Origin of the sequence: Streptomyces sp. NPDC048258 (assembly GCF_043201995.1) — a bacterium.
Lineage (GTDB): Bacteria > Actinomycetota > Actinomycetes > Streptomycetales > Streptomycetaceae > Streptomyces.
The window spans coordinates 303,394-329,365 of record NZ_JBICZH010000003.1 but is presented as its reverse complement, the minus strand read 5'-3'; the positions used below and the strand labels follow the sequence as shown (position 1 = coordinate 329,365).

The 25,972-nt window shown below is 71.9% G+C and carries 31 protein-coding genes and 1 pseudogene; 24 read left to right on the top strand and 8 right to left on the bottom strand.

Features of this window, described 5'->3' with window-relative positions; all coding sequences use genetic code 11:
* Nucleotides 1–613: 613 nt before the first annotated feature.
* The 21 genes and pseudogenes from ACGFYQ_RS08940 (at nt 614) to ACGFYQ_RS08840 (ending at nt 17,780) form a co-directional block, all read left to right on the top strand.
* Complete coding sequence (locus ACGFYQ_RS08940; protein ID WP_359785287.1) at nt 614–1,369, top strand: site-specific DNA-methyltransferase; 756 nt, start codon at nt 614–616, stop codon at nt 1,367–1,369.
* 132 nt (nt 1,370–1,501) lie between these two features.
* On the top strand, nt 1,502–2,167 hold the full coding sequence (locus ACGFYQ_RS08935) for a DUF4913 domain-containing protein (protein WP_393741498.1): 666 nt from the start codon (nt 1,502–1,504) through the stop codon (nt 2,165–2,167).
* Nucleotides 2,164–2,664: a hypothetical protein gene (locus ACGFYQ_RS08930; RefSeq protein WP_393741496.1), complete on the top strand. Its 501-nt coding sequence runs from the start codon at nt 2,164–2,166 to the stop codon at nt 2,662–2,664. The genes ACGFYQ_RS08935 and ACGFYQ_RS08930 overlap by 4 nt, the downstream gene beginning before the upstream one ends.
* On the top strand, nt 2,661–3,299 hold the full coding sequence (locus ACGFYQ_RS08925) for a DUF3631 domain-containing protein (RefSeq protein WP_393741494.1): 639 nt from the start codon (nt 2,661–2,663) through the stop codon (nt 3,297–3,299). Before ACGFYQ_RS08930 ends, ACGFYQ_RS08925 begins: the two co-directional genes overlap by 4 nt.
* Complete coding sequence (locus ACGFYQ_RS08920) at nt 3,296–3,970, top strand: hypothetical protein (protein WP_393741492.1); 675 nt, start codon at nt 3,296–3,298, stop codon at nt 3,968–3,970. The genes ACGFYQ_RS08925 and ACGFYQ_RS08920 overlap by 4 nt, the downstream gene beginning before the upstream one ends.
* 56 nt (nt 3,971–4,026) lie before the next feature.
* The gene (locus tag ACGFYQ_RS08915; RefSeq protein ID WP_393741490.1) at nt 4,027–4,734 is read left to right on the top strand and encodes a hypothetical protein; all 708 of its coding nucleotides are present in this window, start codon (nt 4,027–4,029) and stop codon (nt 4,732–4,734) included.
* Nucleotides 4,735–4,896: 162 nt separating this feature from the next.
* Nucleotides 4,897–5,202, top strand: coding sequence for an SH3 domain-containing protein (locus tag ACGFYQ_RS08910; RefSeq protein WP_393741488.1), 306 nt, complete (start codon nt 4,897–4,899; stop codon nt 5,200–5,202).
* 38 nt (nt 5,203–5,240) lie between these two features.
* Nucleotides 5,241–5,684 (top strand): hypothetical protein, encoded by a 444-nt coding sequence (locus ACGFYQ_RS08905; RefSeq protein WP_393741486.1) that lies wholly within the window; start codon nt 5,241–5,243, stop codon nt 5,682–5,684.
* The gene (locus ACGFYQ_RS08900) at nt 5,681–6,124 is read left to right on the top strand and encodes a hypothetical protein (protein WP_393741484.1); all 444 of its coding nucleotides are present in this window, start codon (nt 5,681–5,683) and stop codon (nt 6,122–6,124) included. The genes ACGFYQ_RS08905 and ACGFYQ_RS08900 overlap by 4 nt, the downstream gene beginning before the upstream one ends.
* A complete protein-coding gene (locus tag ACGFYQ_RS08895; protein ID WP_393741482.1) occupies nt 6,125–6,550 on the top strand; it encodes a hypothetical protein in 426 nt (141 codons plus the stop codon).
* A gap of 44 nt (nt 6,551–6,594) precedes the next feature.
* Entirely contained in the window at nt 6,595–7,452 is an 858-nt protein-coding gene (locus ACGFYQ_RS08890) for a helix-turn-helix domain-containing protein (protein ID WP_136222849.1), read from the top strand.
* A 97-nt stretch (nt 7,453–7,549) separates the two neighbouring features.
* Nucleotides 7,550–8,845: an MFS transporter gene (locus ACGFYQ_RS08885; RefSeq protein WP_393741479.1), complete on the top strand. Its 1,296-nt coding sequence runs from the start codon at nt 7,550–7,552 to the stop codon at nt 8,843–8,845.
* An 84-nt stretch (nt 8,846–8,929) separates the two neighbouring features.
* A complete protein-coding gene (locus ACGFYQ_RS08880; RefSeq protein ID WP_393741477.1) occupies nt 8,930–10,189 on the top strand; it encodes an MFS transporter in 1,260 nt (419 codons plus the stop codon).
* A 37-nt stretch (nt 10,190–10,226) separates the two neighbouring features.
* Entirely contained in the window at nt 10,227–11,435 is a 1,209-nt protein-coding gene (locus tag ACGFYQ_RS08875; protein WP_393741475.1) for a hypothetical protein, read from the top strand.
* Between the two features lie 68 nt (nt 11,436–11,503).
* Nucleotides 11,504–12,310 carry a DUF317 domain-containing protein gene (locus ACGFYQ_RS08870; protein ID WP_393741473.1) on the top strand — a complete coding sequence of 269 codons (807 nt, stop codon included), beginning with the start codon at nt 11,504–11,506 and terminating at the stop codon, nt 12,308–12,310.
* A gap of 20 nt (nt 12,311–12,330) precedes the next feature.
* Nucleotides 12,331–12,807 (top strand): hypothetical protein, encoded by a 477-nt coding sequence (locus ACGFYQ_RS08865; RefSeq protein WP_393741471.1) that lies wholly within the window; start codon nt 12,331–12,333, stop codon nt 12,805–12,807.
* 115 nt (nt 12,808–12,922) lie between these two features.
* Entirely contained in the window at nt 12,923–14,611 is a 1,689-nt protein-coding gene (locus ACGFYQ_RS08860) for a collagen binding domain-containing protein (RefSeq protein WP_393741469.1), read from the top strand.
* Nucleotides 14,612–14,690: 79 nt separating this feature from the next.
* Nucleotides 14,691–15,743, top strand: a complete 1,053-nt coding sequence (locus tag ACGFYQ_RS08855; RefSeq protein WP_393741467.1) for a collagen binding domain-containing protein — start codon at nt 14,691–14,693, stop codon at nt 15,741–15,743.
* 50 nt (nt 15,744–15,793) lie between these two features.
* A pseudogene (locus ACGFYQ_RS08850) lies at nt 15,794–16,144 on the top strand (IS110 family transposase); the annotation flags it as partial.
* A 1-nt stretch (nt 16,145) separates the two neighbouring features.
* Nucleotides 16,146–16,688, top strand: a complete 543-nt coding sequence (locus ACGFYQ_RS08845) for a hypothetical protein (protein ID WP_393741465.1) — start codon at nt 16,146–16,148, stop codon at nt 16,686–16,688.
* Between the two features lie 462 nt (nt 16,689–17,150).
* Nucleotides 17,151–17,780: a hypothetical protein gene (locus tag ACGFYQ_RS08840; RefSeq protein ID WP_393741463.1), complete on the top strand. Its 630-nt coding sequence runs from the start codon at nt 17,151–17,153 to the stop codon at nt 17,778–17,780.
* Nucleotides 17,781–18,146: 366 nt separating this feature from the next.
* On the opposite strand, the gene ACGFYQ_RS08835 is transcribed toward ACGFYQ_RS08840, so the two are convergent.
* A complete protein-coding gene (locus ACGFYQ_RS08835) occupies nt 18,147–18,464 on the bottom strand; it encodes a hypothetical protein (RefSeq protein WP_393741461.1) in 318 nt (105 codons plus the stop codon).
* A gap of 786 nt (nt 18,465–19,250) precedes the next feature.
* On the opposite strand from ACGFYQ_RS08835, the gene ACGFYQ_RS08830 reads away from it, so the two are divergent.
* The 3 genes from ACGFYQ_RS08830 to ACGFYQ_RS08820 all read left to right on the top strand — a co-directional run bounded on the left by ACGFYQ_RS08830 (nt 19,251) and on the right by ACGFYQ_RS08820 (nt 20,876).
* On the top strand, nt 19,251–19,619 hold the full coding sequence (locus ACGFYQ_RS08830) for a DUF317 domain-containing protein (RefSeq protein ID WP_393742119.1): 369 nt from the start codon (nt 19,251–19,253) through the stop codon (nt 19,617–19,619).
* Between the two features lie 165 nt (nt 19,620–19,784).
* On the top strand, nt 19,785–20,081 hold the full coding sequence (locus tag ACGFYQ_RS08825; protein ID WP_393742117.1) for a hypothetical protein: 297 nt from the start codon (nt 19,785–19,787) through the stop codon (nt 20,079–20,081).
* A gap of 195 nt (nt 20,082–20,276) precedes the next feature.
* On the top strand, nt 20,277–20,876 hold the full coding sequence (locus ACGFYQ_RS08820; protein ID WP_393741459.1) for a DUF317 domain-containing protein: 600 nt from the start codon (nt 20,277–20,279) through the stop codon (nt 20,874–20,876).
* A 183-nt stretch (nt 20,877–21,059) separates the two neighbouring features.
* Here ACGFYQ_RS08820 and ACGFYQ_RS08815 read toward each other — a convergent pair whose 3' ends face one another.
* The 7 genes from ACGFYQ_RS08815 to ACGFYQ_RS08785 all read right to left on the bottom strand — a co-directional run bounded on the left by ACGFYQ_RS08815 (nt 21,060) and on the right by ACGFYQ_RS08785 (nt 25,709).
* Nucleotides 21,060–21,419, bottom strand: a complete 360-nt coding sequence (locus ACGFYQ_RS08815; RefSeq protein ID WP_393741457.1) for a hypothetical protein — start codon at nt 21,417–21,419, stop codon at nt 21,060–21,062.
* A 37-nt stretch (nt 21,420–21,456) separates the two neighbouring features.
* The gene (locus ACGFYQ_RS08810; protein ID WP_393741455.1) at nt 21,457–22,131 is read right to left on the bottom strand and encodes a hypothetical protein; all 675 of its coding nucleotides are present in this window, start codon (nt 22,129–22,131) and stop codon (nt 21,457–21,459) included.
* A 97-nt stretch (nt 22,132–22,228) separates the two neighbouring features.
* Entirely contained in the window at nt 22,229–22,660 is a 432-nt protein-coding gene (locus ACGFYQ_RS08805; RefSeq protein WP_393741453.1) for a hypothetical protein, read from the bottom strand.
* A 103-nt stretch (nt 22,661–22,763) separates the two neighbouring features.
* Entirely contained in the window at nt 22,764–24,476 is a 1,713-nt protein-coding gene (locus ACGFYQ_RS08800) for a relaxase/mobilization nuclease domain-containing protein (protein WP_393741451.1), read from the bottom strand.
* A gap of 15 nt (nt 24,477–24,491) precedes the next feature.
* Nucleotides 24,492–25,019 carry a plasmid mobilization protein gene (locus ACGFYQ_RS08795; RefSeq protein ID WP_393741449.1) on the bottom strand — a complete coding sequence of 176 codons (528 nt, stop codon included), beginning with the start codon at nt 25,017–25,019 and terminating at the stop codon, nt 24,492–24,494.
* A 247-nt stretch (nt 25,020–25,266) separates the two neighbouring features.
* Entirely contained in the window at nt 25,267–25,458 is a 192-nt protein-coding gene (locus ACGFYQ_RS08790; RefSeq protein ID WP_136222873.1) for a hypothetical protein, read from the bottom strand.
* Nucleotides 25,458–25,709 carry a hypothetical protein gene (locus ACGFYQ_RS08785; RefSeq protein ID WP_393741446.1) on the bottom strand — a complete coding sequence of 84 codons (252 nt, stop codon included), beginning with the start codon at nt 25,707–25,709 and terminating at the stop codon, nt 25,458–25,460. The genes ACGFYQ_RS08790 and ACGFYQ_RS08785 overlap by 1 nt, the downstream gene beginning before the upstream one ends.
* Between the last annotated feature and the right edge of the window lie 263 nt (nt 25,710–25,972).

The following is a 25,972-nucleotide window of genomic DNA, read 5'->3' as shown; positions in this document are numbered from 1 at the left end:
TACCTCCAGGAAGGTGCAGGGATCAGCCCGCAGCCGCGGGCCGGTGAAGAAGGGAGATGCGGGGGCGTCTTACGGGCGGAACATCAGCGAACTCCTGGAACAGGTGCGGGGCGGGAAGCCGAGAGGGATCTGGGTGTGCCGGGTGGGCGTTGCCTCGCGCACCAGGTCAGTGGGGGTTACGGGCGGAACATCAGAGGTACCTCCAGGTCCTGCGAAGTTGCGGGGGACGCGGGCGAGGTCAGCAGGGGCGGTACATGGGCGGCCTCCGTGTCAGGGTCTGCGGCGGGCGGGGAGCGACGGGGCGGCGGCGATGGCCGCGTGCGGGGTCACGGACGGAACACAGGGGCCTCCTGCGGGAAAGGGAAAAAGGGGGAAGGGGTACGCCATCGGCGGTGTCCGCCGGGCAGTGACACGACAGTAAGCCCGAATCCCCGGTCGCCGAAATCGCCGCCGAAATCCGCGAGATTCCGGGCTTCCTGGCCCGCGATGCTTCCCAACCGGGGATTGTGACCTACAGTTTGGGCCTCCCCGCGCGCCACCGGCTTGAACTGCCGTGACCCTCTGCGCGGTCCGGAGCCTTCCACCCGCATCCTCATCGAATTGGGGTCCCCTTTTGTCGTTTTCCCTCCATCAGGGCGACGCGCTGACCGTGCTCGCGACACTGCCCGACGGCTGCGCTGACTCGGTCATCACCGACCCGCCGTACAACAGCGGCGGCCGGACGGCGAAGGAACGCACGAGCCGCTCCGCCCGCCAGAAATACGTCTCCGCCGACGCCCAGCACGCCCTGCCGGACTTCACCGGCGAGAACATGGACCAGCGCTCGTACACGCTCTGGCTGACGCAGATCATGACCGAGGCCCACCGGGCGACGAAGACCGGCGGGACGGCGCTGCTGTTCACCGACTGGCGCCAGCTGCCGGCGACCACGGACGCGCTCCAGGCCGCCGGGTGGCTGTGGCTGGGCGTGATGGCCTGGCACAAGCCGCAGGCCAGGCCCCAGAAGGGCAAGTTCCGCCAGGACTGCGAGTTCATCGTCTGGGGCGCGAAGGGCAAGATCGACGCCGCCGCGAACCCGGTCTACCTGCCGGGGATGTTCAGCGCCTCGCAGCCCTCGGGCAAGGCGCGCCGGCACATCACGCAGAAGCCCGTCGAGGTGATGCGGCAGCTGGTGCAGATCGCCCCGCCGGGCGGCACCGTGCTCGACTTCTGCGCCGGATCGGGCAGCACCGGGGTCGCAGCCCTCCTGGAGGGCCGGAGCTTCATCGGCATCGAGAAGACCAGCCAGTACGCGGCCGTCGCATCCGACCGGCTCACCGAGACCCTCCAGCAGGTCCATTCCCAGGACGATTTCGACCTGACCTCCTGACCGGACCGCATCACCGGCCGGATTGCGGCGGGGCGGAATATAGCGGCAGATCCCCGGTTTCCGAAACCGGGGATTCTCCGGACCATCGGAGCCACTGAATCCACGGCCCCGGCTGCAAGGAGAACCCTTTTCGTGTCCGAATCTGCTGACCCCCGCCATGGCGGGGAAATAGAGCCGGTCCGTCTGCCGGAAGGCGACCTCGAATCGATCGAGGCGTCGGTGCGCAAGCTGCTGGACCAGTCGGCCGAGCAGGCACGCCTGATCGACACGCTGGCCTCCGCCCCGCCCGCCGACCCGATGGCCGCGAGCATGCCCTTCGCGGGATTCCCCGGCATGCCCTCGTACGCCGCCCCGGCCCCGCCGCCGGACCCCAAGCCCATCCTGGAGCTGGAGGGCGAGGAGTTCGAGGACGAACTGGCCGCGCTCACCGACTGGGTCGACGACCACCTCATGGACGTCTACGGCGCCGAGATCACCACGGCCGCACCCTGGTGCGACCAGTGGCAGGAACACCTCGACGTCGTTGCGTGGCTGCACGCGCTGTGGCTGGCCTACCAGCAGCACAAGGACCCCGAGGCCGGCCTCAGCGGCATGGCCGTGTGGCACCGGGACTACCTCACCCACTGCCTGGCCTACGTCCGCGCCCCCGGGGGTCCGCTGAGCGCCTGCCAGACCGACCCGGAGCGTCCGGAGCACCGCCTTCTGCGCGGCCCGGGCCCGTCCGCGAAGTCCGCCGCCCGCGAAGCCGAAACCCAGCAGTCCGACGCCGGATCCTTGCCGGTCGGGGCCGCCACGTGACCCACCCACCGCAGCCTCCGGCGGCGTACGGGCTGTCCTTCCACCCCGAGGCGCTGAACGACTTGCTGGCCGCCCCGGGCGACATGCGGGACCTGGGGCTCGCCCTCATTCATGACGTGGTCCGAGCCGAGGTGAGGGGCGGCAAGCTGACCGGGGAGCTGTCCGGGTACCGCAAGCTCTACCTCGGCTCCCGCGTCGAGTGGCGCATCGTCTACGCCCACCGCCCGGCCCCGCCCGGGTCCAGCCACCCCACCGACATCCACGTCGTCGCCGTACGCCCCCGCGCCAAGCACGACATCTACGACACCGTCCGGGCCCGCGTCGGCCGCCCCCGCCCCGCGGCCGGGCCCCGCGCGCACGCGGCCCGCTCCCTCTCTCCGCAAGTCCGCCCGCGCCCTGCCGTCCCGACGGCGCCTGCGGCCCCGGCTTTCCCGGTCCCCGGACTTCCCGTGCCCGCCCGCATCACCACGACTTCCCCGAAGGGTCCTTCGCGATGACCAACCTCACCGCCCAGTCCACCTCCCTGATCCAGGCTCTGATGACGACCCTCCTCGAGCCCCGCCCGGCCCCGCAGCCGCGCCACCAGGCCCTGCTGGACGCTTTCGAACGCCAGCTGGAACTGGAGGCGGAACTGAGCGACTGGGCCAGCCGACCGCAGCCCACCACCGACGCCGCCCAGGACCAGGAACTCGACGACCTGAGCAACCTGCTCGTCGAGCACGCCAAGGCGGGCCAGCAGGTCTCGCACCTCCTGAGCGCCGACAGCTGCTGCCCGCCGTGCACCGACTCCAAGCAGCCGCCGACCGCCCTCGGCCGCCCCGCCGACAACGCGGGCTCCGCCTTCTCCGCCCCGTGCATCCTGGCCGCCTGCCTGGACGCCTTCGCCCGATACGGCAGCCCGGACGCGCTGTCCTCTGCCGACCTCGTCGCGGAGCTGCGCACCCTGCCGGGCATCGCCGAGGGCCGCTGGACCTACGCCGACCTCACCCAGACCCGCCTGGCCGCCCTGTTGCGCCCGTACGAAGTGGCCAGCCGCGACATCACCCACGGTGACGGCCGTCGCCGCAAGTCCTACCGCCGCTCGGCCCTGCTGGCCGCCATCCCGGCGGACTGCGACTGCCGGCCGTCGTGACCGTCCGCGAATCCCCGGCAACTGCCCTGGACGCCGCCATCGAGCAAGTTGTCGGCGACCTGGCCGTCCTGCACCACGACCACGTGAGCGGGCTGCTCCCGCCCGAGCGAGCTGCGCTCGCTGCCGTACACCGGGACCTGGTGACGGCCGAGGGTGCGGTCGCCTACCACCGCAACGTGCTGATGCGCCTGTCCTCCGGCAGCTACCCCGTGGATGCCCCGCTCCTGGACCGCCTGCGCCGGACCGTGCACGACCTGGCCCAGGCCACGGCTGCGCGCGACCGGCTGCAGGAGGGTGTCGCCGCCGCCTTGGAGGCGGTCAAGGCCGTCGCCCCGGCCCCCGCCCCCGCTGACGAGGAGCTGACGCCCCGCGACTTCGCCGCGCTCCTCTCGCTCGCCGGCGGCGGCACGATGCGCGAACACCTCCTCACCCATCGGGTCTCGGTCCGCACCGTCCAGGGCCGTCTCGTCGAACTTCCCGCGTTCCAGCGCCTGGAGGCCCACGGGCTGGTCACCCGCGACACGTCCCGGGCTCTGACCGTCGGCCAGCCGGTCGCCCTGACCGACACCGGCAGGACCGCCCTGCTCGGCACCCGCCGCTCCCCGGCCATGGCCGCCCCTGTGCCCGCCCGCCCGGCCGGAGCCTGGCCGGCACCAGCCCGACACCACTGACCGCAAGGTGCACGCGGTACGTCCCTCTCCCGCATGCAGAAAGCAGCCCGCCCCACGTGTCTCTTCACGAACCCGACTACGAACTTGACGGCTTCGAGCCCGCTGACGACGGGCACGAGCAGCACCGCCGCGATGTAGGCATCTCCTCTTTGAAGGTGCTCGGCGAGTACCGCACGGACACCGACAGCTACTTCGTGCTCCTGGATGAGGGAGCTACCTGGGGCATTCCAGGAAGCCCGCAGCTCCGAGCCGTTCACGTCTTCCGTGACTTGAGCGCCCTTACCTTCGAGGTCGACTTCAAGGAGCTCCCGCTGTACGCGATGGCCCAGTCGTACCTGATAGCCCGCGGCTGCCCCTCGGATGCGCTGAGCCCGCCGGAGGGTGTGCACGACCCCGCAGACGAGGTGACCCGGGCCCTGGAAGCACGCGTCCGTGGCGACGGTGACCACTTCGCACTGCTGGCCAGCTACACCGCCGACATGCGCGATCCCGTGGAGACGGTGGTGATGCTGCGCTCCCTTGCCCCGCAGGCGGTGCCGGAGTTCCGGATCCTGCTGGAGAGGTTCGACTGGGACTCCAACACCCACACCCTGCGGGAAGGCGGGTTCGAGACGTACGACGCCGCGGTTGATTGGTGGGAGGCGTGGTCGGACGAGGAGGCCCCGGCGTTGCCGCCGCCGGCTCCGACCGCACGCCGCAGCCCGGTCCGCAGTGCCTCGGCGACACCCGTGCCGCAGACCTCTCGACGGCCACACGGCCGCTGAACACGATCTCCGCTCGGCCGCGTTTCAGCGGATCGGCGGCGCTCAATATAGCGGCGAAGTCCCGGTTTCGGAAACCGGGGATTCTCCGGACCCTTTGCAACACCACCGACCCGCTGAGGGCGGTCACTTCCTGTTGTTCTGCCTGGTCTGGAGCCATCCGCCGTGTGCTACACATCCGCGTCCATCACCGCCACCGTCCTGGGCGGCGCCCCATCCGGTTCCTTCGCCGCTGCGGTACTCCGCCCCGTCGCGCCCCGTACGGCTCTGCGGGCCGAGCCGGTGCTCGCCGTCGCCGTCCATGCCCGTGCCGACGGTGACTCCACGGCCGTGGGTGTGCTGCGGCGCGGGGAGCCGTTCACGGCTTCGGTCACCGACGGCGCCTGGCTGCACGTCACCACCGCCTCGGGCATCACGGGCTGGGTCGATGACGGTGCCCTCCGCCTTGACCACGGCCTTCGCCTGAACTGACCCGCCCGTACGTTCCCTTCTTTCAGGAGCTCCCCTTCGTGTCCGACATCCCCGACGTCTTCGACGGTGACGTGCTCGGCCTGTTCGCCGCCCGGATGGAGGCCCAGTTCGGCCTCGCCATGAGCGAACTGACCCAGGCCGTGCACGCCGCCCCCCAGGCTCACCCCGGCGCCACCCAGGCGGTCCACTGGTACGGGCTGCTCTCCCAGGCCCAGCAGGTGCTGGAGAATGTCGAGGACGCGCTGGTCGCGGCGCTGGATACAGCGGTCGGGGATCAGCTGGACGACCCGGTGATGGAGCTGGCCCACCGGGTGAACCACGCTGTTGCCGCCCGCGACGGCCGGGCCATCACGCTCCGATTCCTCCTGCAGGCCCCTGCTGAAATGGCTCGCATCGAGCAGCGCTTCGGGCCCCGGGTGACGACCACGTTGCCCACCCCCGTTCCGGCCCAGCCCGCGCGGATCCGGGGCGGTGCGCGATGACCGACGGACACAGGTCCAGTACCCAGGACGCCCGCCTGGAGGGCGTGTTCGGCGGGTCGCTGGACGAGCTCCACGAGCGGGCGGTGCGCCCGGGAGCCTCGCCGGCCCTGGTCCGGGCCCTGGAGCTGCGCGTCTTCCTCGCCTTGGCCGAGGCGCAGGTCGTACGGGTACGTGACCGTGTCCACGCGGCGATGGCCCCCGACGCGGAGCTGGACCTGCTGAGTTCCGATGCGTTGCGGTTCGACGCCGAGTGGCTGGAGGCGGCGCTGGCAGCGCGCAGCGGGTACCGGACTGCACTGGACAAGCTGCTCGCGGCGATGCCACCGCCAGCAGTTCGCCCGCTCGCCGCACCGGTTCCGGTCCGGCCGGCAACCGTGGGCCGCAGTCTCCCGCCGGTCCCTGCGGGGGCCGGAGGCGGAGCGGCGGTCCGGGGAGGCTGAGTGCCCGATCCGTACGCTGCCTCCCGAGCTGCGGGCGAGCGGATCGAAGCCCTCTACGGCCGCCCGGTTGCCGAACTTGCCGCGGACGCCGCGCCCGGCAGCATGCGGCACGCCCTGCTCAACAGCTTCGACGCCCTGCAGTACGCCGACCGCGCCGTCACCTTCCACGCCGAGCAGCTCCACCGGCTGACTCACCCCGACCGCGCGATCGAATCCGTGGACCTTGGGCACATCGCCGACGCCACCCGCCGCCTGGCCCACGCCGTCACCGTCCGCGACTCCCACGCCCAGGTCCTCGGCGACGTGCTGAACAGCCTGGTCCGTGTCCACGACGTCACCTCCCAGGCATCCGCTGCGCCCCAGGCCCTGGCCGTCACACCGGCCCCGCCCCCGGCCGCGCCCACCGAGCCCGCCCGCTCGCGCTGACCCCCCTTCTTCTCGACCATCCCCGTCCGTCTGGAGTTCCCGCCTTGGCTGCTGCCCGCCTGCCCTCGACCGACCTGCCCCGCGTTGCCGAGGCGCTGGAGATGATCGCGCCGCGCTGGAGCGTGTGGGTGCTGATGACACTGGCCTCCCAGCCTGGCCCGCTGCGCTACACCAAGCTCAAGGAGCACCTGCCGTGGCTGGCCGACGGCCAGCTCCACCCCCGGCTGCGGGCGCTGTCCGATGCCGGACTCGTCGAACGCACCGCCCAGACCCGCCTGCACGTCACCTACGGGCTGACCACCCGCGGTCGGGAACTGATGCCGTCATTGACCGCCCTGGCGGGCTGGGGCGATGCGCACCTGGAGAAGAACCTCGTCCTCAACCGCGTGACCGGGAAGACCGAGCCGGAACGGATCTCGGCCGCGCAGAACGCCGAGGACACCGTTGCCGTGATCGGCCACCGGCACGCCACCGTGCTGCTGTGGACGCTCAAGGCCCGCGGGACCACGACCATGGCCGCGCTCTCCGCCGAGGCGATGGCCGACCACAGTCCGAGCGCGATCTACTCGCCGATCCGGCGGCTCATCGACGACGGCATCGTTTCCGTCTCCCGCGATGACGTGGCCTCCCTGCAGCTGACGGCCCCGGGCCAGGCCCTCGCCCCGATCTACCGGGCCCTGTCGACGTGGGCCACCGCCCGCCCGCTCTCGGACGCCGAGACCCACCCCGTGTGGGGCACGCCCCGCATTCCGGCTGCCGCCCGCTCCGGGCAGTGGGCAGCCCACCAGGCCCGAAAGACCAGCCAGGCCGTCGCCGTGCGCCAGCCGCCGGCCCCCGCCCCGGCCACCGCCTGGCGGCCCGGCGAGCTGTTCTCCGCAGCCACCACCGGTCCGAGCCGATGAACCCCCGCCGCCCACTGCCACCTTCCGGCCGCCCGCCGCCGGTATCCCCTTCGCTCCCGGCGCCCTGGCGCTGAGCCCTGACGGAAAGCCCTGCCCGTTGACCGCTTGCTCGACCGCATCCGCTCCATCGGCCACGTACGGGGCCGTACTGGGCAGCCGGTACGTGGCCCGCCTGCTCGGGGGCACCCTGATCGGGCGCCTGCCCAACGGCATGGTCCCCGTCTCGCTGGTCTTGTGGATCACCGCGGGCGGCGGATCGCTGGCCTTCGCCGGACTCCTCGCCGCGATCTACGGGCTCGCCTCGGGGCTCTCGCAGCCGGTCAAGGGACGGCTGATGGACCGGTACGGGCAGACCCGCGTCTCCGTTCCGGCCGTCCTGCTCAACTCCTCCTGCCTGGTGGCGCTCCCGTTCATCGGGGCGGACGGACAGTCGGTGGCCGTGACCGCGGTCGTGGGGTTCGCGGGGCTGATCACCCCACCGCTGGAGGCCGGCCTTCGCGCCTTGTGGCCGACGGTCTTGCCCGATGCCGGGCGGCGCCGCGTCGTGCAGGCCCTCGACACCGGTTCCCAAGGGCTCCTCTACATCGTGGGCCCCTTGCTCGCCTCATGGCTGGCGACCGCACGTAGCCCCGAAACCGCCCTGTGGGCGACCGCGGCGCTTGGGCTCGCGGGATCGGCCATCGTCCTGAGCGCCGCCCCGTCGCGGTACTGGCGCCCAGCCGCAGACGGGCCCTCGGGCACCGGACACCTCATGACCACGGGCCTGGTCCTGCTGTTCACCGCACTCGCGGGGACCGGGTTCGCGCTCGGTGCGATGAACGTCTGGGCCGCGGACATGGCCGCCACGCACCACATCGCCACGCTCTCGGGGGTACTGCCGGCCGCGTTCTCCACCGGCAGCTTCCTGGGCGGCCTCGTCTACGCCCGCAGAACGTGGCCCGGCACCACAACCACCCAACTGATGGCCACCAGCACCCTGTTCCTTCTCGGCTGGCTGCCCCTGCTGGCCGACCCCGGCCCCCGAGCGGCCGTCGCCCTCGCCGGGATACCGGGGCTGTTCCTCACCTTGATCATCACCAATGGCTTCCACACGGTGGACGTCCTGGCCCCCGCCTCCCGCACCACCGAGGCGTACGCCTGGCTGATCCTCTCCGTTGGCACGGGACAGGCCGCCGGCACCGCGCTCGCCGGAGCCCTCTCGCACAGCCCGCAGGTCCTCGCCGCCCTGCCCGCCGCAGGCGCCGCCACCGTGCTGACCGTGCTGATCGTCGCCCGCCCCAAGCTCGGCCCCGGCCGTCGCCTGGGCCGCCACCGGCGCCCGCGCCGCTCCCGGCCACGCCCCCCGGCCCCGCACGACGCGATCCCTGCGCCCGCTCACGGCCCCGGCCACTAAAGGCGTGTTGCCATCTGGCCTGACGGTCACCACCCCGGCGGTCTGGCCTCCGAACGTATCCGTCCCACCTTCCCCGGAAACACGATGCCTCCCAAGCACGCCGCCCTGCGGCCACCCACCGGCCGACACGTCCGCGTCCCCGCCTTCGGACCCGTACGAGGCGTCTACGTCCCACGCACTGCCGACGCCGGCGCCTTCGCGATGAGCACGTACGGCATCCCGCTGCTCGTCCTGGCCGTCACCGACTCGGCCACCCTGACCGGCATCGCCTTCATGCTCGAATGGGTGCCCCGCCTCGGCGCGTTCGCCCTCGCCGGCGCCGCCGTGGACCGCTTCGGCAGCACCCGGGTCCTGCGCATCGCCTCGGTCCTGCGCGCGCTCGTCGTCCTGGCCGCCGCGCTCGTGCTCCCCACCGTCGGCGGCACCCCCGCCATCGCCACGGTCATGCTGCTCGCCGCGCTGACCGGCGTCCTCACGGAGTTCTCCTACATCGCGGCCGAGACCGCGGGCGGCGCCGCGAGCCGAGACGCCGGAGGCCACGCCCACCGCGTCCAGGCCGTCCTGCTGGGTATCGACCAAGGAGCCACACTGGCCGGCCCGGCCCTGGCCGGTGTCCTGCTGCAGTACACCGGTGCCACAGGCATGCTCCTGACCATCGCCGCGTGCTCCCTGCTCGGCGCGGCCCTGGCCCCCCGCCAGCGCCCCGCCTGGCCCCAGGACGCCCCGGTCCCCGTCGCCCAGGGCCTTCGGATCGGCTGGCGGACCCTGCGCTCTTTGCCCGCTCTGGGCTGGCTGTGCGTCGGACTGGTGCTGTCGAACACCGCGATCGGCCTCGTGCAGGCCGCGGGTCCCGTACTGGTCATCCAGCAGCTCGGCGGCACCAGCAGCCAGGTCGGCCTCGTCTGGTCGGCCGCAGCTGTGGCCTCCCTGGCCATGGTCGCCCTCGCCCGGTTTGCGATCGACCGGGCCGGGCTGTGGCCGGTCGGCGCCACCGCAGCCGGCCTAGCCTCCCTGGCCTGCCTGGCTCTGGCCGCCGCCAACAACTACACCACCTTCTTGATCCTGGTGGCGCTCCTGATGGCCGGCGAGGCGGGCATGACCGTGGTGCTGCGCACCCTACGCGCCCACCTCATCCCCGCCGAGGTGTTCGGCAGCACCCTCAGCCTGATCATCCTGCTGCTCCTCGCTCCGTTCCCCCTTGCCGGAGCCCTGGTCGCGCTCACCCCGCCCGACCTGCTCGGCCACGGCATCACCGCCTGCGCCGTCCTGCAGACCGCAGGACTTGCCGTGTCCTTCGCGAAACTCCGCACCCATCCGGCCACCCGCCGCCCAGTCCCCGCCTGAACCGCCCCCAGCCACCAACCCCTCGAAAAGGACCACGATGCCCGCGACATCCGACTCCCTCCAGCCGCAGCACCGACGCCTCCGCCTGCGCGAAGTCGCCGACTTCGACGACACGGCCTTCTCCGACTACCTGCAGGACCGCTTCGATCACCTGGTGACGGCCGCGATGGCCGACGCCGCCGGCTACCTGCGCCCCGCCCAGCACGACATCCTCCACGCTCCCGACCGCCTCCACGACCTGCGCGATGCGCTCACCTTCGCCGAGGGCGACCTGCAGGTCGCCGTCGAGCGGATGACCTACCGCCGAGACCCGCGCGCCGCCCGTACCTCCCGCCAGCTGCGGCAGGTACGCACCGCCCGCCACCAGGTTCACCGGGAAACCGACGCGCTGCGCCGAGCCGAAGACCGTACGCGCGACGCCGCCGCGGAGAGCCCGTCCACCGACACGGTCACCACCACCCGGAGCTGGCTCGCCCACGCCTACCCCGCCCGGTTCACCCAGCTCCTCGCCCAGGCACACGTCGCCGCAGGGCTGCCCGCACGCCCGCTCGCCAAGGACGTCTTCGACACCATCGAGGAAGGCTGGGCCGACGGCCACCTCACCGCCCCCCGCACGCCGGGCGTAGAGCAGCTGCTGGCCAAGGGGGTTGTAGCCTTCCGCAGCGCCGTCGCCGACGACGCCCGCGACCAGAACGACCGTGATCCCGCGCTGCGCCACCCGCTGCTGCAGCGGCGCTGGAACACGGCACTGGAGGAACTGGTCAGCCTGACCGTGCCGGTGGCCCGCGCCTCCAGCCCCTCCGCCCTAGGCGCGCTGCCCAGCGACTTCCCCGGTTTGCCCGAAGAGGACGCTTTCAAGATCCTCAACGCGCGCCGGTTCCTAGTCGCCATCTGGCAGCGCCGGGCCGAACACACCCGACTGATCCGCCAGTACGCGGGAACCGTCACCGACCGGCGCCGTACCGCTCCCGACCACGAGCTGCGAAGCCAGGCCCTGGACGCAGCCCTCGACCGCCTCGTCGCCGAGCACCCGGCCGCCGCCGCCCGCATCCTGGCCCGGCTCCGCCCGTACGCCACCACGGACGGCAGGCTCGAGCCGGAGGTCTTCACCCCGGCCCTGCGCGCCCAGGCCAAGCGCGAGGTCCTCGCCGACCTGGCCGCCATCCGCAGGCCGGACATCGTCCTGCCCTCCGCGATCGCGCCCCGCCCGATCCTCGCCGCAACCGCTGCCCTCGCCGCCCGCTGACCGACACCCCTTTCACCCTGGAGACGCCCTTGCCCGCACCCGCCCCCCGAGCCACCGCCGCTACTCCCGTGGACGGCGACGTTCACGTTGCGCCCCGATACCTCGCCGGATCACCCGGCCACGGCGATGCCGGCTTCGCGCCCGTCGCGCACTGGCCCCACCACCACCTCGACGAAGGCCCGCACCAGCTCGTCGTGACCAGCCCGGACCACCGCATCCGGATCGGCTGGGCCGGCGACGACTACGACCTGTGGACCATCAGCGCCGCGCCGGACGCCGTCTCCGGACCCCAGTGGACCGCGATCGTCAACCAGAACACCCCGCCCGAGCTCGTCGCAGCCCTGACCACCGCGCTCGCCCAGGACTGGGCCGACGGCCAGGACCGCTTCCTTGCGGCCCCGTCGCTGTACTGGCGCGACGGCGTGTCGCCCCTGATCGCCTCTGGGTGGAAGCACGAGGCAGCCGAGCGCGGCGCTGTCGAGCTGACTGCGCCGGACGGCAACGCCGGGCTCTACATCAACCCCACGCGCCGCGACCTGGAAGACGGGACGCAGCTGTGGGCCGGCCCTGCGGGCTGGGACACGCGCGCGGAGATCACCTTCACTCCGCGTACGCCCTCCCACCTCATCGCCGCCACCGCGGCAGCCTTCACCGATCCGACTCCCGCGGCCCGCTGGCGCGAGAGCCTCCATCCCAAGCTCGCCGCCCTCGCCCAGCTCACGCCCGTCGTACCGCCCCGCCCGCCAGTGCCCACGCCCCGCGACATCCCACCCCGCCTCGGAGTCCGCCCGGTCCCGGTCGGCAGCATTCCGCGCTGGAGCACCGCCACCACCCCCTCCGCCGCCCTGCCCGCACGCCCCGCCGCACGGCGCTGACCAACCAACGAGGAAGCCCTGTGGCCCTGTTCACCGAGCAGCTGTTCGCCGACCACCTCACGCTGCCGTACCCCGAGGCCGTCGTCGTCGGCGACGCATACTTCGCCGCCCCGGTGCCGGACCTCCCGCTGCGGCTGCGCATCGACTTCGCCCCCACGATCTACGCCGGGCGCTACGACGGACTCCGTCTGCGGATCGTTCACCTCGACCAAGGCCCCGTCGACACCCTCGTGCTGCGCTTCGCCGACCACGGCGCCTTCGACACCCGCGACCGACGCAACGGATACAGGCAGGGCCAGGGCGAGTACGGCACCATCACCGACTGGACCCGCAGCGAGCATCCGCCGTGGGCCGGCATCAGCGTCACCCGGCTGCGGGCCGCGATCGACCAATACGTACGCCTGTGGATTCCCGGCGCCCCACCCGTACGGACCGGCCCGCCTTCTGCCATCGCTCCGGCACCGCACCAGCGGACCTCCGCCACCCGGGCGCGGTGACCCACCCCATTACACGCGGCCCTGCCCCGCAGCCGTCACCAGCCCACCGCGCCCGCTGACACACCAGCGCCCGCACCCGACCGCCCTTCCCCACCGACAGGACCTTCTCCTCCCTATGCGCCTTCGCCTCACCCGACCCGTGCACCTGGCCGCGACTGTCGCCGCCCTCGCCGCGGGCACCCTGCTTCCCGCGACGGCCGTGGCTGCCCCGGATGCCTCCGCGGTCCTGGGTCCCGGTTACACCATCCCCGACTCCGACGGGCACGCTGCCTCCAGCCACATCGGCGCCTACGGCCCGCCCGGCCCGGTCGTCCACGGCGATACCGAGACCTACTGTGCCGACCCCGAACGCAAGGGCCCCGCCGACGCCGGAGGCTACGGCGACCCGCAGCCGGTCCCGTCCTGGACGTCCTCAGTGACCGGGAAGCCCGTCACCAAGGAGAACCTGGCACAGGCCGCCTACGTGATCGGCAAGTACGGGCAGACCCGCGACAACGCGCAGGCCGCCGCGGTCGACGCCGTGGTGTACGAGTACCTGGCCGGCGGCACGTACGCCCTCGACGGTGACCGGGGCAAGCAGCGCCTGGCGTACCCGGTCGTCTCCCCGACCGCCCGCACCCTCGCCCAGGGCTACGTCGCCGAGGCCAAGAAGCTCGCGGGCCCCTACACCCTCCAGATCACGCCGTCGGTGAAGACCACCACCGCCGGGACCAAGGTCACCGTCGCGGTCAAGGTCACCACCACCGCCGGCACGCCCGTCCCGAAGGTGGCCGTCACGCTTGCCGAGTCGGGCTCAGGCACCGCCTCCGGCAAGGTCACCACGAACGACAACGGCACGGGCGCATGGGAGTTTACCGCCGAGAAGCCCGGGACCGCCAGCGTCACCGCGACGGCCGAGGGACTGCCCGCCATCGGACTGCAGGTCCTCACACCCCAAAACCCGGCCGCCCAGCGGATGGTGCTCGCCGGGGGCACCACCAGCGTTAAGGACTCCGCCGCCATCACCGTTAGCGAGGCCACCGGCGGTGTGACGATCCGGAAGAAGGACCCGGAAGCCACCCGCCTGGTCGGCGCCGAGTTCCAGCTCCTGGACTCCTACGGCAAGCAGATCGCCGCAGGCAAGACCGACGAAGAGGGCAACCTCGTCTTCGACAAGCTCCCCGCCGGCACCTACCGGCTGCGCGAGACCTCCTCCGGCAGCCCCATCCACGACCTGATCCCCGAGCAGACCATCACGATCACCGCCGGACGCACCGCCCAGGCCAACCCCCTCGACCTCGTCGACCCGTTCAAGAAGGCCCGCCTGTCGGTGAAGAAGACCGACAAGAACACCGGCAAGACCCTGCCGGGCGCGGTCATCGCCATCCGCGCCGACGAGACGGACAAGACCGGCAACCACACCCCCGGCAAGGTGATCACCAGCCTCACCACCGGGACCGACGGCACCGCGACCGTCCCCCTCGACGTCACGCTCAAGGCGGGCACCCGCTACTGGGCTGGCGAGACCAAGGCCCCCGACGGCTACCAACTCGATGCCGCACCGATCGCGTTCACCGCCCCGCCCGGCGCCGACGTCACCGTCACCCTCGCCGACAAGCCCACCGCGACCACGCCGCCGAGCCCGAGCACCCCGCCCGCGACACCCCCGGCCACCACCCCGCCGACAACGCCGCCCGGATCCCTCGCTCACACCGGCGCCGACGCCACCACCTGGCTCGCCAGCGCAGCCACCGCCCTGCTCGCCGCAGGCGGCGGCCTCTACCTGATCAACCGCCGCCGCCGAACGGGCGACGCCCCCAGCTGACCCCCGCGCTGCCGGGCCCCGCTATCGGAGCCCGCGCCACACCGTCCCGCACCGCACGATCCCGCCCGGAGCACCCCTCATGAAGCACCGCCCCCTCCTGTTCACTGCGCTCGCCCTGACCGCCGCCCTGACCGGCCTGGCCACCACCGCCACCGCAGCCCCCTCCCCGTCCGCGGAAGCCCCCAAGGAAAAGGGCGACCCCGCGCCGGCGGACAAGGCTGGACTGCGCATCGTCAAGGCGGACCCCGAAGGCCAGCCCGCCCCCGGAGCTGCCTTCCAGCTGTTCGACTCCGCGGGCAAGATGCTCGCCGAGGGCAAGACCGGCTCCGACGGAACCCTTGCGTTCTCCGACCTCGCCCCCGGCGTCGCACGCCTCAAGGAGACCGCCTCCGGCAGCCCCCTGCTGGGCACCGTCCCCGACCAGGACGTCGTCGTCGCCCCCGGCGAGCCCCAGGTCCTGGCGATCACCGACCCGTACAAGTCCGCCGGCCTCACCCTCAAGGTCACCGACAAGTCCACCGGAAAGGGCCTGGCCGGAGCCATCGTCAACATCGCCCCGAAGGACGCCAAGGACGACAAGGGCGCCTTCACCCTCACGACCGGACCGGACGGCACCGCCAAGGCCGCCCTCCCCGTCGGCAAGAAGACCGGCAGCACCTACACCGCCACCGAAACCAAGGCCCCGGACGGCTACCGGCTGGAGACCACCCCGGTGGAAATCACGGCCAAGCCCGGCGCCGAAACCACCGCGGCCCTGACCAACACGGCCACGGCCACGGCCAAGCCCACCGAGGACCCGACCGGGAAGCCGACGGCCAAGCCCACCGGCGACCCCACCGCCCAGCCCACGCCGACCACCTCGTCCTCAACCGGCACCGGGGAGCCCACCGCTACCGCATCCTCCTCCAGCAGCCCGGACATCGGCACCGCCACCTCGACCCCCACCACACCCGACCACAAGCCCGAAGGCTCCCTCGCCCACACCGGCGCTGACACCACCAACTGGTGGCTCCTGGTGACCGGTGGCGTTCTCCTCGCAGCGGGAGGCGGCGCCGTCTACGCCGCGCGCCGCCCTAAGAACGACGAGAGCGAGACCGGCACCAGCCAGCACCGGCGCACCGACGAAAACTGACACACCAGAACGATCACCGGCCCCGGAACCCGATGAGGTTCCCGGGGCCGATCGAGACCCGGTTTCGCGACCACCGACACTTCGACGTGATCACCAGCATGCCCGGCCTGGGCACCATCCTCGGCGCCGAGTTCCTGGCCGCCACCGGCGGCGACATGGCCGTCTACGGCACTCCCGACCGCCTCGCCGCCTTCGGCGGCGTCGCCCCGGTCCCGCGCGACTCCGGCAAGATCAGCGGCAACCTGCGACGCCCGCAGCGATACAACCGACGGCTCCAGCGCGTGCTCTACACCTCCGCGCTGTTCAGCATCCGACGGTCCGAGGAATCCCGCCGTTTCTACGACCGCAAACGAGCCGAGGGCAAGCGCCATACCCAAGCGGCTGGGTGCGATCAGCGGCGCGGTGATCGCGGTACTGGGGGTGGCGCTGGCGGTGACGGCGGCACGGGCCCTGCGGTCGGGACGCCCACCGGCACACTGGCACCACGGACACAGCCACGGCCACGACCATCACCACGACCACCCTCACGTTCATGCGCACGGGGAGGGACACGGCCACTCACACAGCCACGGCGACCATGCGCCCGAGACCGATCCCCGCGAGGGGAAGCGGCCACGCCGCACCGGCCTCCCCGCGCTCCTCGGCGTAGGACTCGCGGCCGGTCTCGTACCCAGCCCGTCGGCCCTCGTCGTCCTGCTCGGCGCCATCGCACTGAGCCGGACCTTCTTCGGCGTCCTGCTCGTCGTCGGCTACGGCTTCGGCATGACCCTCACCCTGACCGCTGCCGGTCTGCTGCTCTCAGGCGGCGGAAGCCGGCTCGCGGCTATGACCGAACGCCGCCTGCCCTCCCTGCGCCGCTACACCCGCTACACGCCCCTCCTCACCGCTCTCGCCGTCCTCACCGTAGGCACCAGCCTCGCGCTGCGAAGCCTTCTCACCCTCTGAAACCCAACGCGGTTGGCCCGCTGTTCACCGACGGCTGCTGCGCAGGCGCAGGCCACAAGCTGGAGCCCGGATCCGAGTAGGAACGGACCAGGAAACCGGTCTTGCCGTCAGAAGTATTGACAGGCCGTGATTGGGCCGCCCGCTCAGGCCCGGCGTGCGGCAAGGTCGGCAACCTGGGCGGCGGCTGGTCGTTGAGTACGGCATGGCGATGTGCGGTTCACGGAACTCCACCAGCGAGGTGTGCCACGAGTTGGCGATGGTGACGCTCCACCCTGCTCGCCGCCAGGCTTCAGCCGGAGCTCCCTTCCTCCCTGCTTGTCCAGCCGTCGGGAGCCGGGCATGGGAGCCGTCCCGGGAACGGTTACTCCTGGAACGTTTCTTCGTATCTGGGGTCCGGTTTCCCGGTGGTGCCGGTGCCGTTGATCACGTTGCAATCCGCCCAGTCGATCATGGGGTTACTCCGTGAAGATCCGTAAGACAGCCACCGCCGCCCTTCTCGCGGCATCCGCCCTGGCCGTTCTCGCTCCGTCCCAGGCGTTCGCCGCGCCGCAGGCCCCGCCGTGCACGAAGAAGAACATCGCCTACCTCGACGCGCAGAACCACCAGGAGGACGCCGAGGCCAAGGTCACGGCAGCCGAACAAGCCCTCGACCGCGCCAAGGCCGACCGGGCGAAGCTCGACCGCCTCGCAAGGCTCGGCGAGGCGCTGGACAACGCCTTGAGCCGGGATGGCTCAGACAGGACGCGCAGTGTCGCCTACACGATCCACCCTGAGCAGTCCGTGCTCGCCGAGGCCGTCTGGAAGCACGATGCGGCCGCCAGTGCCGATGCCGCGGTGAAGCTGGCCGACGCGACCGAGAAGGCGCTCAAGGATGAGGGCGAGCAGAACGGTTATGGGGCGAGGCTGGCAGGGGGGTACGTCAAGTCGCTGCGTGCGGACGCTGAGACGGCGCGTTCCGCCACCGAGGCACCGAATGTCGAGGCCCGCCAGGCCGACCTCGACACCGCACGGACCGAGCTGACGAAGGCAGCCAAGGCGGTGCGCCCGGCACGCGACACCTACCGCGACTGCCTGGACAAGCTCGTCCACTGAGGAAAACGACACCAGGGCTGGGAAGCTCAACGGAGGCCAGGTGCGCCCCGGCAGGGTCCCGCGGCGACGTCTCCAGGTCCACGGCTCCGATCTCCGCAGTGCGTGAAGGTGCATCCGGGCCGCGTCGGCGTGAGCGCGCGGGGCCAACATCCTCCCCGGTGAGGGCTGTGGATCAGGCTGTGAGCAGCGCGGACAGGCGCTCGGCTGGGGTATCCCAGCCGAGCGCCTTGCCTAGGTGGCGGGTAGCGGGCCCGCTTGCTCTCCAGCGGCTCGTACACGAGTCGGTCGCCGTATTGCTTCCTGTCCCGCGCGAATCCCGACAATGCGGCAGTGTCCCACCGCCGCCCCGGCCGGGCGGCGCGTTCGTCAACCGCTCGAGCGGCTACGACTGGGCCGGGAGCAGGTGAGGCGGACACTGCGGCCCTCCAGGTGGAAGCTGAACGGCGCCACCATCTCCACGCCGACGGTCTCGATCAACCGGGTATCGTCGCCGTCCTGGCCGCAGAGCACGTACAGATGCCTGTCGATCTCCACGAGGAGCGCGGCGTGCTCCAGGCGCTCGCGGACGTGGTCGTCGAAGGCGAGCTTCCCCTTCTCCCAGGCGTCGCGCGCCTTCTTGTGCACGGTGGGGGGTTTGTGCGGGACCAGCGGCCAGGCGTAGCCGGGGCCCGGAAGCCGGGCCACCCGGAAGCCCTCCCAGGCCAGGGAGCCGTTGCTGCCTTCCGGATAGCCGCACTCGCCGGCCAGATCGGCCCCACCGGCTGGCCTTGATATCCCGACGGCAGCGCTCGCACGCCTTCCCGAGCATCGCCCCGATGGGCAGGCCGATCCTGATGCCCGAGCCCGGACGAGCTCGGCGGACTGCTCGGCCTGCCCGGCCGGGAAGGCCCACACCACCGGCGGCGACTCGATGCCGTACATCGCGTTCGGGCAGAAGTCGCACGCTCCTCCCGCGTTCGTCAGCTACCGAGGCGTGCTGTGTAGTCTCTCGCGGCTTCCACCGCCGCGTGCCGCAGCTAGGCCGTCCGGATGGATCTCGCTATCCACCACTTTCGGGTGCGCCTGTCTCAACCTCCGTCGGAGGATCCCCTCACCCGACATGCTCAAGTACCCGTAGTCGTACGGGAGCTGAAGGGGGCAGACCGTCTCATGAGACATGCAAGACGCGGAGAAATCCCTCCGCAAGGTGGTCTCCGGTGGCCTTCCCAACCTAGGTAAACGCCGTTGATCCGTTTCGTCGAGTGATACACCCCCACTGACTTCGCTCAGTCGGTGTGATGAGGGCCTGGAACTGAGGTCCGGTCCGGTGCGGTGCTCTGTTCGTCGGCTTGTCGATCCCACATTTGGGTGGCGTTGCCAGTTCGCCGGTGGCAGACAGGAAAGATCCCGCAAGGGCTGGTGCAACGTTGCGGTGCATGTCAACCTAGACGATCTTCCCCCGACTCGGAGTTGTCCCAGGTCAGAGAGGTGATGCTTGTGACCGTGGAGCTGTCGAACGCCGGATTCCGTACCACGATCGAGAAGTTGCGACTGCATAGCTGGCTTCTGGGGCCCGGTCAGCCGACCGAGGTCATCGACTGCTTCCCCGAGGCGAATGGCGACTTCACCCTCATCGTCGACGACCGGGCCGACACCCACATCTCCTCGGCCGACGGTCGGCTCTATCTCGGCTGGTTTCCCGACGGGCGGCCCGGAGCCGAGGACGAGGGCTGGGTCCTGGCCGTCACCGGCACCGCCAAGGTTCCCGGCTACCGTGTCGTCTTCGACCCGCAAACCCCGGCACGGCTCGTGGCCGCTACCGTTTCCGAGGTGCTCGCCACCGCGCGACGGCAGCAGTGACCATGCCGCCGCCTGGAGGACGGGACCCGCGCCTCCTGTCTTCCAGCGGCTCGCCCGTCCCTCCGTGGTCTGTTCCGGAGGTCACGCGGCGCCCATCCGCACCCCCCAGAGCGCTTTCCACCCGTAAGGAGAACCGTGGCCCCTCTGCCCGAGCCCGGCGCCGAGATGACCGTCGCCGACCTGATGAAGCACCTGTCCACGGCGGACCCATCCGCCCGCGTACGGCTCGCGATCAACCCCTTCTTCGCCATGGCCCACAAGATGGGCACCGTGATCGTGGGCGCGGACCTGGACGGGCGACCGGTCGTCTATCTCGCCGAGGACGCGGAGGCGGTGCAATACGGGAACCTGCCCAGGCCGGTCGCCGAGGCCCTTACCTGGATGGCTCCGGTCGAGCCGCCGACCCGTGGACGGCGGCTGCGCGCCGTCTCCGACGACGATACGAGCCGCAGCACCCCCTGACCACAAGGAGCACTTCTGCCCCCGCCCCCTGATTCCTCTTCTCTACCCGCGTTCTGGGTCACCCCGCGCCATCTCGCCGGCGACGATGGCCTCCTGGCCGACCAAGTCGGCTCCCACCTCACTGCCGCGGGCTGGACTAGCCTCACCCTCGTCCGAGGCCGGCGTGAGCCCGACGAGGCCGATGTCGCCCGGCAGGTGCTTCGCAGCACCGTCCTGTACGTCGCTCCGGACGCACTGAGCTGGGCGCAGTGGGTGCTGGCCGACGAGCCCATCCTCCTGGGTGACCAGCCAGTGGCGTGGACGGTCTCTGCCCGTGCCACCCCCGCCAGCCTTCCCCAGTGGAATGCGTACTTCTCCGTCGGCACCCCGCCCGAGGCCGTCACCGACTTCCTGCTCGCGCTGGAGGGCCGCCCGGATCCCGCCCACGGCTACGCCGGACCGCAGGTGGTTCTCGACGCGTTGACGGGCGGCGGCTGGGTCCGCGACATCGACACCCCCACCGCCTTCTCCGATCCGCGGCTGGCCGCCAGCATGGTCTTGACGACCTTGCCGGACGAGGGCATTCAGGACGGCGACCCGCTCGTCCTCGATCCCGAGGCGGAAGCGGCGGGATGGCAGGCATGGTGCGAGCCGCGGATGGGCGGCGGGCTCCTGTGGGCCGCCATGTTCTCCGCCAGCACGCCACATGATCTCGTCGCGGCCTTCGCCACCTCTGTGGCCTCGCCCGTACCGGTGCTGCGCCACACCTTGCCGGAGAGCAGCGAGGGCCAGCTCACTGTGCAACAGACTGTCTGATCTGCCGACGGCCGGACCCCCCTTGGGTCCGGCGGTCGGCCTTTTGCGTCGAAGTACGATCATTGATCGATATGCGGCTCCAGGAGCCGGTTGCCATGCTTGCCAACGACCGACCCCGCCCGGCCTCAGCGTCTGTGCGCGGGTCGGGCGGGGTCGGCCGAGGTCGGTCGCCTTGGCCACCGGTCAGCGGCCGTGCCCCGCGGTATCTCCGGGCGGCTGGTCGCCGGGCCTGTGCCAGCGCGGAGCAGGGAGAGCCCCGTCTGCGGCCAGGCTTTCCGTGAGATGGGCAGCACGGGCACGGATGCCGGAGCGGCGTACCGCCTTGCCGTTGGCGGCGCCGAGCAGGGACTGCAGCTCGGCGAACGCCGCCGTAGCGCGCTCGCTCTCCGGAAGCGCGATTTCACCACGACGCCCGGTGGAACTGGCGCCAAGGATCTGTTTCCAGTCTGCTCCGAGGGCAGCGAGAGCCAGCATCAGCCGCACCTGCGGATCGCCGGCCGCGGCGAGCCGGGCGAGAGCCTCGGCGGACACGAACTCGGTCACGGGACCTCCGTACAGAAGAATGGAGAGGGACAGGGGATCAGGGGGCCGTTGCCTTGGTCAGTGCGTTCTGCCAGTGGACCGCGACCTCCGCCGGGCTGCCGGAGACGACCAGGAGCACGGCCCCGTCGCGAATCACAGTCTGCTGGACGGTGCTGCGCCGTCCGCAGGCGGTGACGGTGAGGACCTGCCCCCACTGCTCGTCACCGATACGGGGCACTGGCACCGTCTGGGTGCGGACCTCCGCCACGGTGGTGGCGGTGACCAGCTGGTACGACGGGCACGCGCTCATCGCGGCCATGATCCGCCCGACACCCGCGGAGAGGTCTTTGGGCGGTGCGGAGTACAGCTCCTCGGTCAGCTGGGTGCCGCCGGGACCGGTGAAGACCCGCTTCCCCTGGTTCGGGAACATCGCGTACGGGTTGTCCGCGGTGTTGCCCAGCTGTTCCAGCTGCGGGCAGCCCTCGACGGACGCCTCGGGCGAAGGCGCGGTTGCGGCGGGGTGGGCGGCGTAGCCGGGGCCGAGATCGTCTGCGGTGAGCAGCCGGTCCGCCAGCCGCTCCGACGGCAGCACTCCGTGGTCGCCGGCGGTAGGTACGGGCGTCTCCGCTTGTGCCTTGGCGGGCACGCTGCCGGAGGGCGAGGCGGAACAGCCGATCAGGGTCCAGAGGGCGAGACAGGTGCCGGTAACGATGAAGGAAGGGCGCAGGCGCATACGGGTTCCCTGGGTCGGATGCGAGTGGGCTGACCGTGGCCGCCTCCTCCGAGCGGCAGGGCAGGAATACAGGGGGTCCGGGGGCGCGGGTGCTGGATCAGTGGTCGAGGGAGCGCAGGCCCTCCTCGAGCGTGCCGAACTTGCCGTTGCTCGGTCCGCTGTTGCGGTTGTACCAGGCCACGTCCAGGCGCGGCTCCAGGGTCTCGTGGTCGGCGCGGCAGCGCAGCCAGATCCGGCCCTGGGTGCACAGGATGACCCAGTCCCGGTACGCCTCGCACTGCGGGCAGGAGCGGACCTCACCGTCGACGACCAGGGGACGCCGCCACGGCATGAACCGGCCGGCCAGCTCGTCGTCGGTGTCCATCCGGAAGTCCGGCGGCAGGAAGTCGTCCACCACCGGAGCGGACGGGGCGGGTCCGGGCTCCGGCTGGGCCGGCTCGAGCCACTGCGGCTCCGGGTACGCCAGCCACGGGACACCCGCCGGCCCCAGCTCCCCACGCTCCTGCTTCGCCTTCCTGCGACCGAACACTTGGGCTCCCCTCCCAGAGTTGGCTCCCCGCACACGGCGGCGGGTCATGAAGCGTGCCCCACCGCCCCCAGCTGCGGCAACTCACGAATTCCTGAAAGCCCGGTCACCTCCTGCGGCGCTGCGGGCCCTTCGCAGCCGGGTTCCCGGCCTTCCGCCCGGCGGGGTCCGATGGTACGGAGCCGCCGTCGGGCAGGGGCGCCGCCTGGGCGTCGGCCGGCAGGTCCGCGGCGCGGCGCAGCCGCCACACCAGCACGTCGGACACAGACTCGGCGCTCGCCAGCTCCCGGCGGGCTGCCGCATCGGCCAGCAGGGCGGTGGCGTCGTACCCGGCCGCCTCGGCATCGGCCAGGGTCGCCGCCAGCGCCGACCACCCGGCTTCCGCCAGGACCTGCTCCGCCAACGTCGACGGCAGCGCATCCCGGACCCGGAGGGACTGGCGGCGCAGCACCGGGAAAGCCAGCGACCGGCCCCGCATGGCCAGCACGCCCATCGGCTGCGCGGCAGCGGCCCGGTAGGCCGTCCGCAAGTGCTCGGCAGCCAGCTGGGCCGCGGCGGCCTGCTGAGCGTGTGCCTGCTTTCCGTGCCAGTGCGCTGCCACGGTCACCAGGAAGAACACGGCGTCGATCACCATCGCGGTCGTCGCCCCGTCCTCCCCCCGCCCGAGCGCAGGACCGCTGTAGACGAGGTCACGGGCCGCCTGACGAAGGGCACGGTCGTGACCGCGTTCGGCCCGCACGTGGGAGCGGGAGGCTCGCTCGAACACGACCGCGGCTTCTCGCAGTTCGCGCCGGGTGTGGGCGGCGGACGTCTTCGCGAGCGCGTCCAGGACCTCACCCGCCGCCGCGATGTACGCCGCCGCGACCCCGTCGTCCGCCCCGTCCATGACCAGTACCGCCTGCCACAGCGCGGTGCTCGCCCGGCGCCGCGCTGATGCGGGCCCCGACGGCGCCGTCTGGTCAGAGACCCGGCTGCCGGTTCGGCGGCCGGACCAGCGCTCCCGGATCCGCGGCAGGGACAGGTCCGGGCCCAACTTCGAGCCGGGGTAGAAGACGGGCTTGCCTTGGGCGTTGACGTCTCCGGGCAGTGCGACCGTGTACCCCAGGAGGTCACCGGACGGTGCGACGCGTGTGCGCACCAGAACGCCGGCGGCGCCCAGGCGGTCGAAGAACTCCTTCTCGCTCTCGGCTCCGGCCACGGCCCGTCGGACGGTCTCGCGCAGTTCCTCGCGGGCGGTGCGCTCACGACCCTGGCGGTCGGCCTTGTGGCGCTCGGCGCTGGTGGGCCGCTTGGCGGCGGTGCCGTCACCGGGGTTGAGGCGGCGAAGCCCCAGTTCCTGCTCCAGGCTGCGGGCTTCGGCCTGGACGCGGACGGCGTCGAAGTCGAGGTCCGGCCGGTAGCCGTCCTCACGGACCAGGGTGGCCAGGATGTGGATGTGGTCGTCGGCGTGCCGGACGGCGACCCAGCGGCAGCCCGCGTCTTGCTCGGGGTCGTCGATGCCGGCGGCGGCGACCATGCGGCGGGCAACGTCGCCCCACTCCTGGTCGGACAGGATCCGGTCGGTGGGGCCGTTGCGTACGGACAGGTGCCACACGTGCTTCTTCGGGCGCTCGTTTTCGTCGAGCAGGGCCAGGGGCTGGTCGAGGAGCTGCTGCAGCTGCTTGTACGTGGCCTCGGGGTCGCGGCCGGGGTCGGGGGCGGCGTGGTCCCAGGATGCCACCAGGTGCGGGTCGACGTGTTCTTCGGCCTTGCCGGGTCCGTACAGGTAGTACAGCAGGCCGATGGTGCGCGTCCCGCGCTTGTGGATCTTGGGGACCATGACGGGTGGGTGTTCCTAGCTGTGTTCGAGGAGTCGGTCGGTGGCGGCCTGGACCCGGTCGGTGGCCCGGCGTACGGCGGTCAGCACCGCGTCGAGGTGGGCGTCCGCCGGGCGGTCGCCGGAGTTGATGGCCCTGGCGACCTGGTTGAGGTTGTTTCCGACGTGGCCGAGGTGTCGGCGGGCGGCGAACATCTCGGAGATCAGCTCACGTTCGCCGGCGATGGCGCCGGCGGCATGCTCGGGGTCGCGGGCGGCGGCGAGAGCGCTGCGGGCGAGGAATGCGGGCAGGCTCGTGCGGGCTGCTGCGGCGGCTGTGGCGAGGTGGTGCTTCTCTTCGTCGTTGAGGCGGACGCTGCACACGTAGCTGCGCTTGTCGGCGGCGGGCTTCGGCGAGCGCTTGCGGGAGGCGTTCTTCGTGACGCGGCGTTTGCGTCGCGGTACGGGCGTCTCCTCCGGCTGCGATCCGCCCTCGGTCGCTGCCTCGCCGACCGGTGCCCCCTGGCTCCGGTCCGCTCCCGCCACTCCTGGGGCGGGCTTGGCCAAGACGCGCTTCCCCGACGGGGAAGAGCGTCTTGGCCGATAACTTGCTCCTCCTGGGAGCGAGTTGCTGTCCGTCGAAGGGTGGTCACGTCCGGGGCGCTCGGCCCGTCCGGCAGGCTGGTTCTGCTCTGCTTCGGGCGGGTTCTCGGCTGAGGGCACGGGGGAGTCGGCTCCTTCCGGGAGGCGAGGCGTGGGAACAGGGCGGCGGCCCGGGTGCTGGTCCGGGCCGCCGTACGGGCAGGGCCGCAGCTCACCCGCACAGGGGGCAGCGGGTGAAATGGCGGGTCAGCGCCTTGGCCATGTTCTGCTTCACCGCCAGGGCGTGCCGCGTGCTCGACTTGGAGGCGGTGCTGCCCGCGTGACGGGCGGCGTGGTTGCGCAGGAACGTGATGTCGCGTTCGTATCCGGCCTTCAGGTCGGTGAATCGCTCGCACGTCTTCATCAGCGGGTGGCTCCTTCGGAGGATGTGGTGGCGGCGGTGGCGGCCCGCAGCGCGGTCAGGACAGGACCGATGTGCTCATTGCCGAGCGGGATTCCGCGGGCGCGCATGATGCCCCGCAGCTGGGCCCTGGTGATCTGTACGTTCCCCTCGGCCGCCAGGACTGCGGGGACATCCGGGAGGACCAGCTCGACGACCTCGGCCTCGGACAGGCGGCGCGGTCCGGTCCGGCGGTCCGACCGTCCGGTGTGCACACGTGCCCGGATGGTCCCGGGGCGTACCGGTCCGGTCCTCGTCCGATTCGGTCCGGTTTTCGGTCCGGGTCGGGGCGGTCCGGTGGGGGTGTCGGTCCGGTCCGGGTTGGGTTCGGTCCGGGTTTCCGTGGGGTCGTGTGGTCCGGCGGTCCGGCTTGGGTCCGGGTCCGGTCCGGTTTTCGGTCCGGGTCGGGGCGGTCCGGTGGGGGTGTCGGTCCGGTCCGGGTTGGGTTCGGTCCGGGTTTCCGTGGGGTCGTGTGGTC

Coding starts and splice junctions, on each gene's coding strand:
- ACGFYQ_RS08925 (WP_393741494.1), top strand. CDS start 2,661: ATGACCAACCTCACCGCCCAGTCCACCTCCCTGATCCAGGCTCTGATG.
- ACGFYQ_RS08855 (WP_393741467.1), top strand. CDS start 14,691: ATGAAGCACCGCCCCCTCCTGTTCACTGCGCTCGCCCTGACCGCCGCC.
- ACGFYQ_RS08800 (WP_393741451.1), bottom strand. CDS start 24,476: ATGGTCCCCAAGATCCACAAGCGCGGGACGCGCACCATCGGCCTGCTG.
- ACGFYQ_RS08790 (WP_136222873.1), bottom strand. CDS start 25,458: ATGAAGACGTGCGAGCGATTCACCGACCTGAAGGCCGGATACGAACGC.
- ACGFYQ_RS08880 (WP_393741477.1), top strand. CDS start 8,930: ATGCCTCCCAAGCACGCCGCCCTGCGGCCACCCACCGGCCGACACGTC.
- ACGFYQ_RS08860 (WP_393741469.1), top strand. CDS start 12,923: ATGCGCCTTCGCCTCACCCGACCCGTGCACCTGGCCGCGACTGTCGCC.
- ACGFYQ_RS08900 (WP_393741484.1), top strand. CDS start 5,681: ATGACCGACGGACACAGGTCCAGTACCCAGGACGCCCGCCTGGAGGGC.
- ACGFYQ_RS08810 (WP_393741455.1), bottom strand. CDS start 22,131: ATGCGCCTGCGCCCTTCCTTCATCGTTACCGGCACCTGTCTCGCCCTC.
- ACGFYQ_RS08825 (WP_393742117.1), top strand. CDS start 19,785: ATGACCGTCGCCGACCTGATGAAGCACCTGTCCACGGCGGACCCATCC.
- ACGFYQ_RS08875 (WP_393741475.1), top strand. CDS start 10,227: ATGCCCGCGACATCCGACTCCCTCCAGCCGCAGCACCGACGCCTCCGC.
- ACGFYQ_RS08830 (WP_393742119.1), top strand. CDS start 19,251: ATGCTTGTGACCGTGGAGCTGTCGAACGCCGGATTCCGTACCACGATC.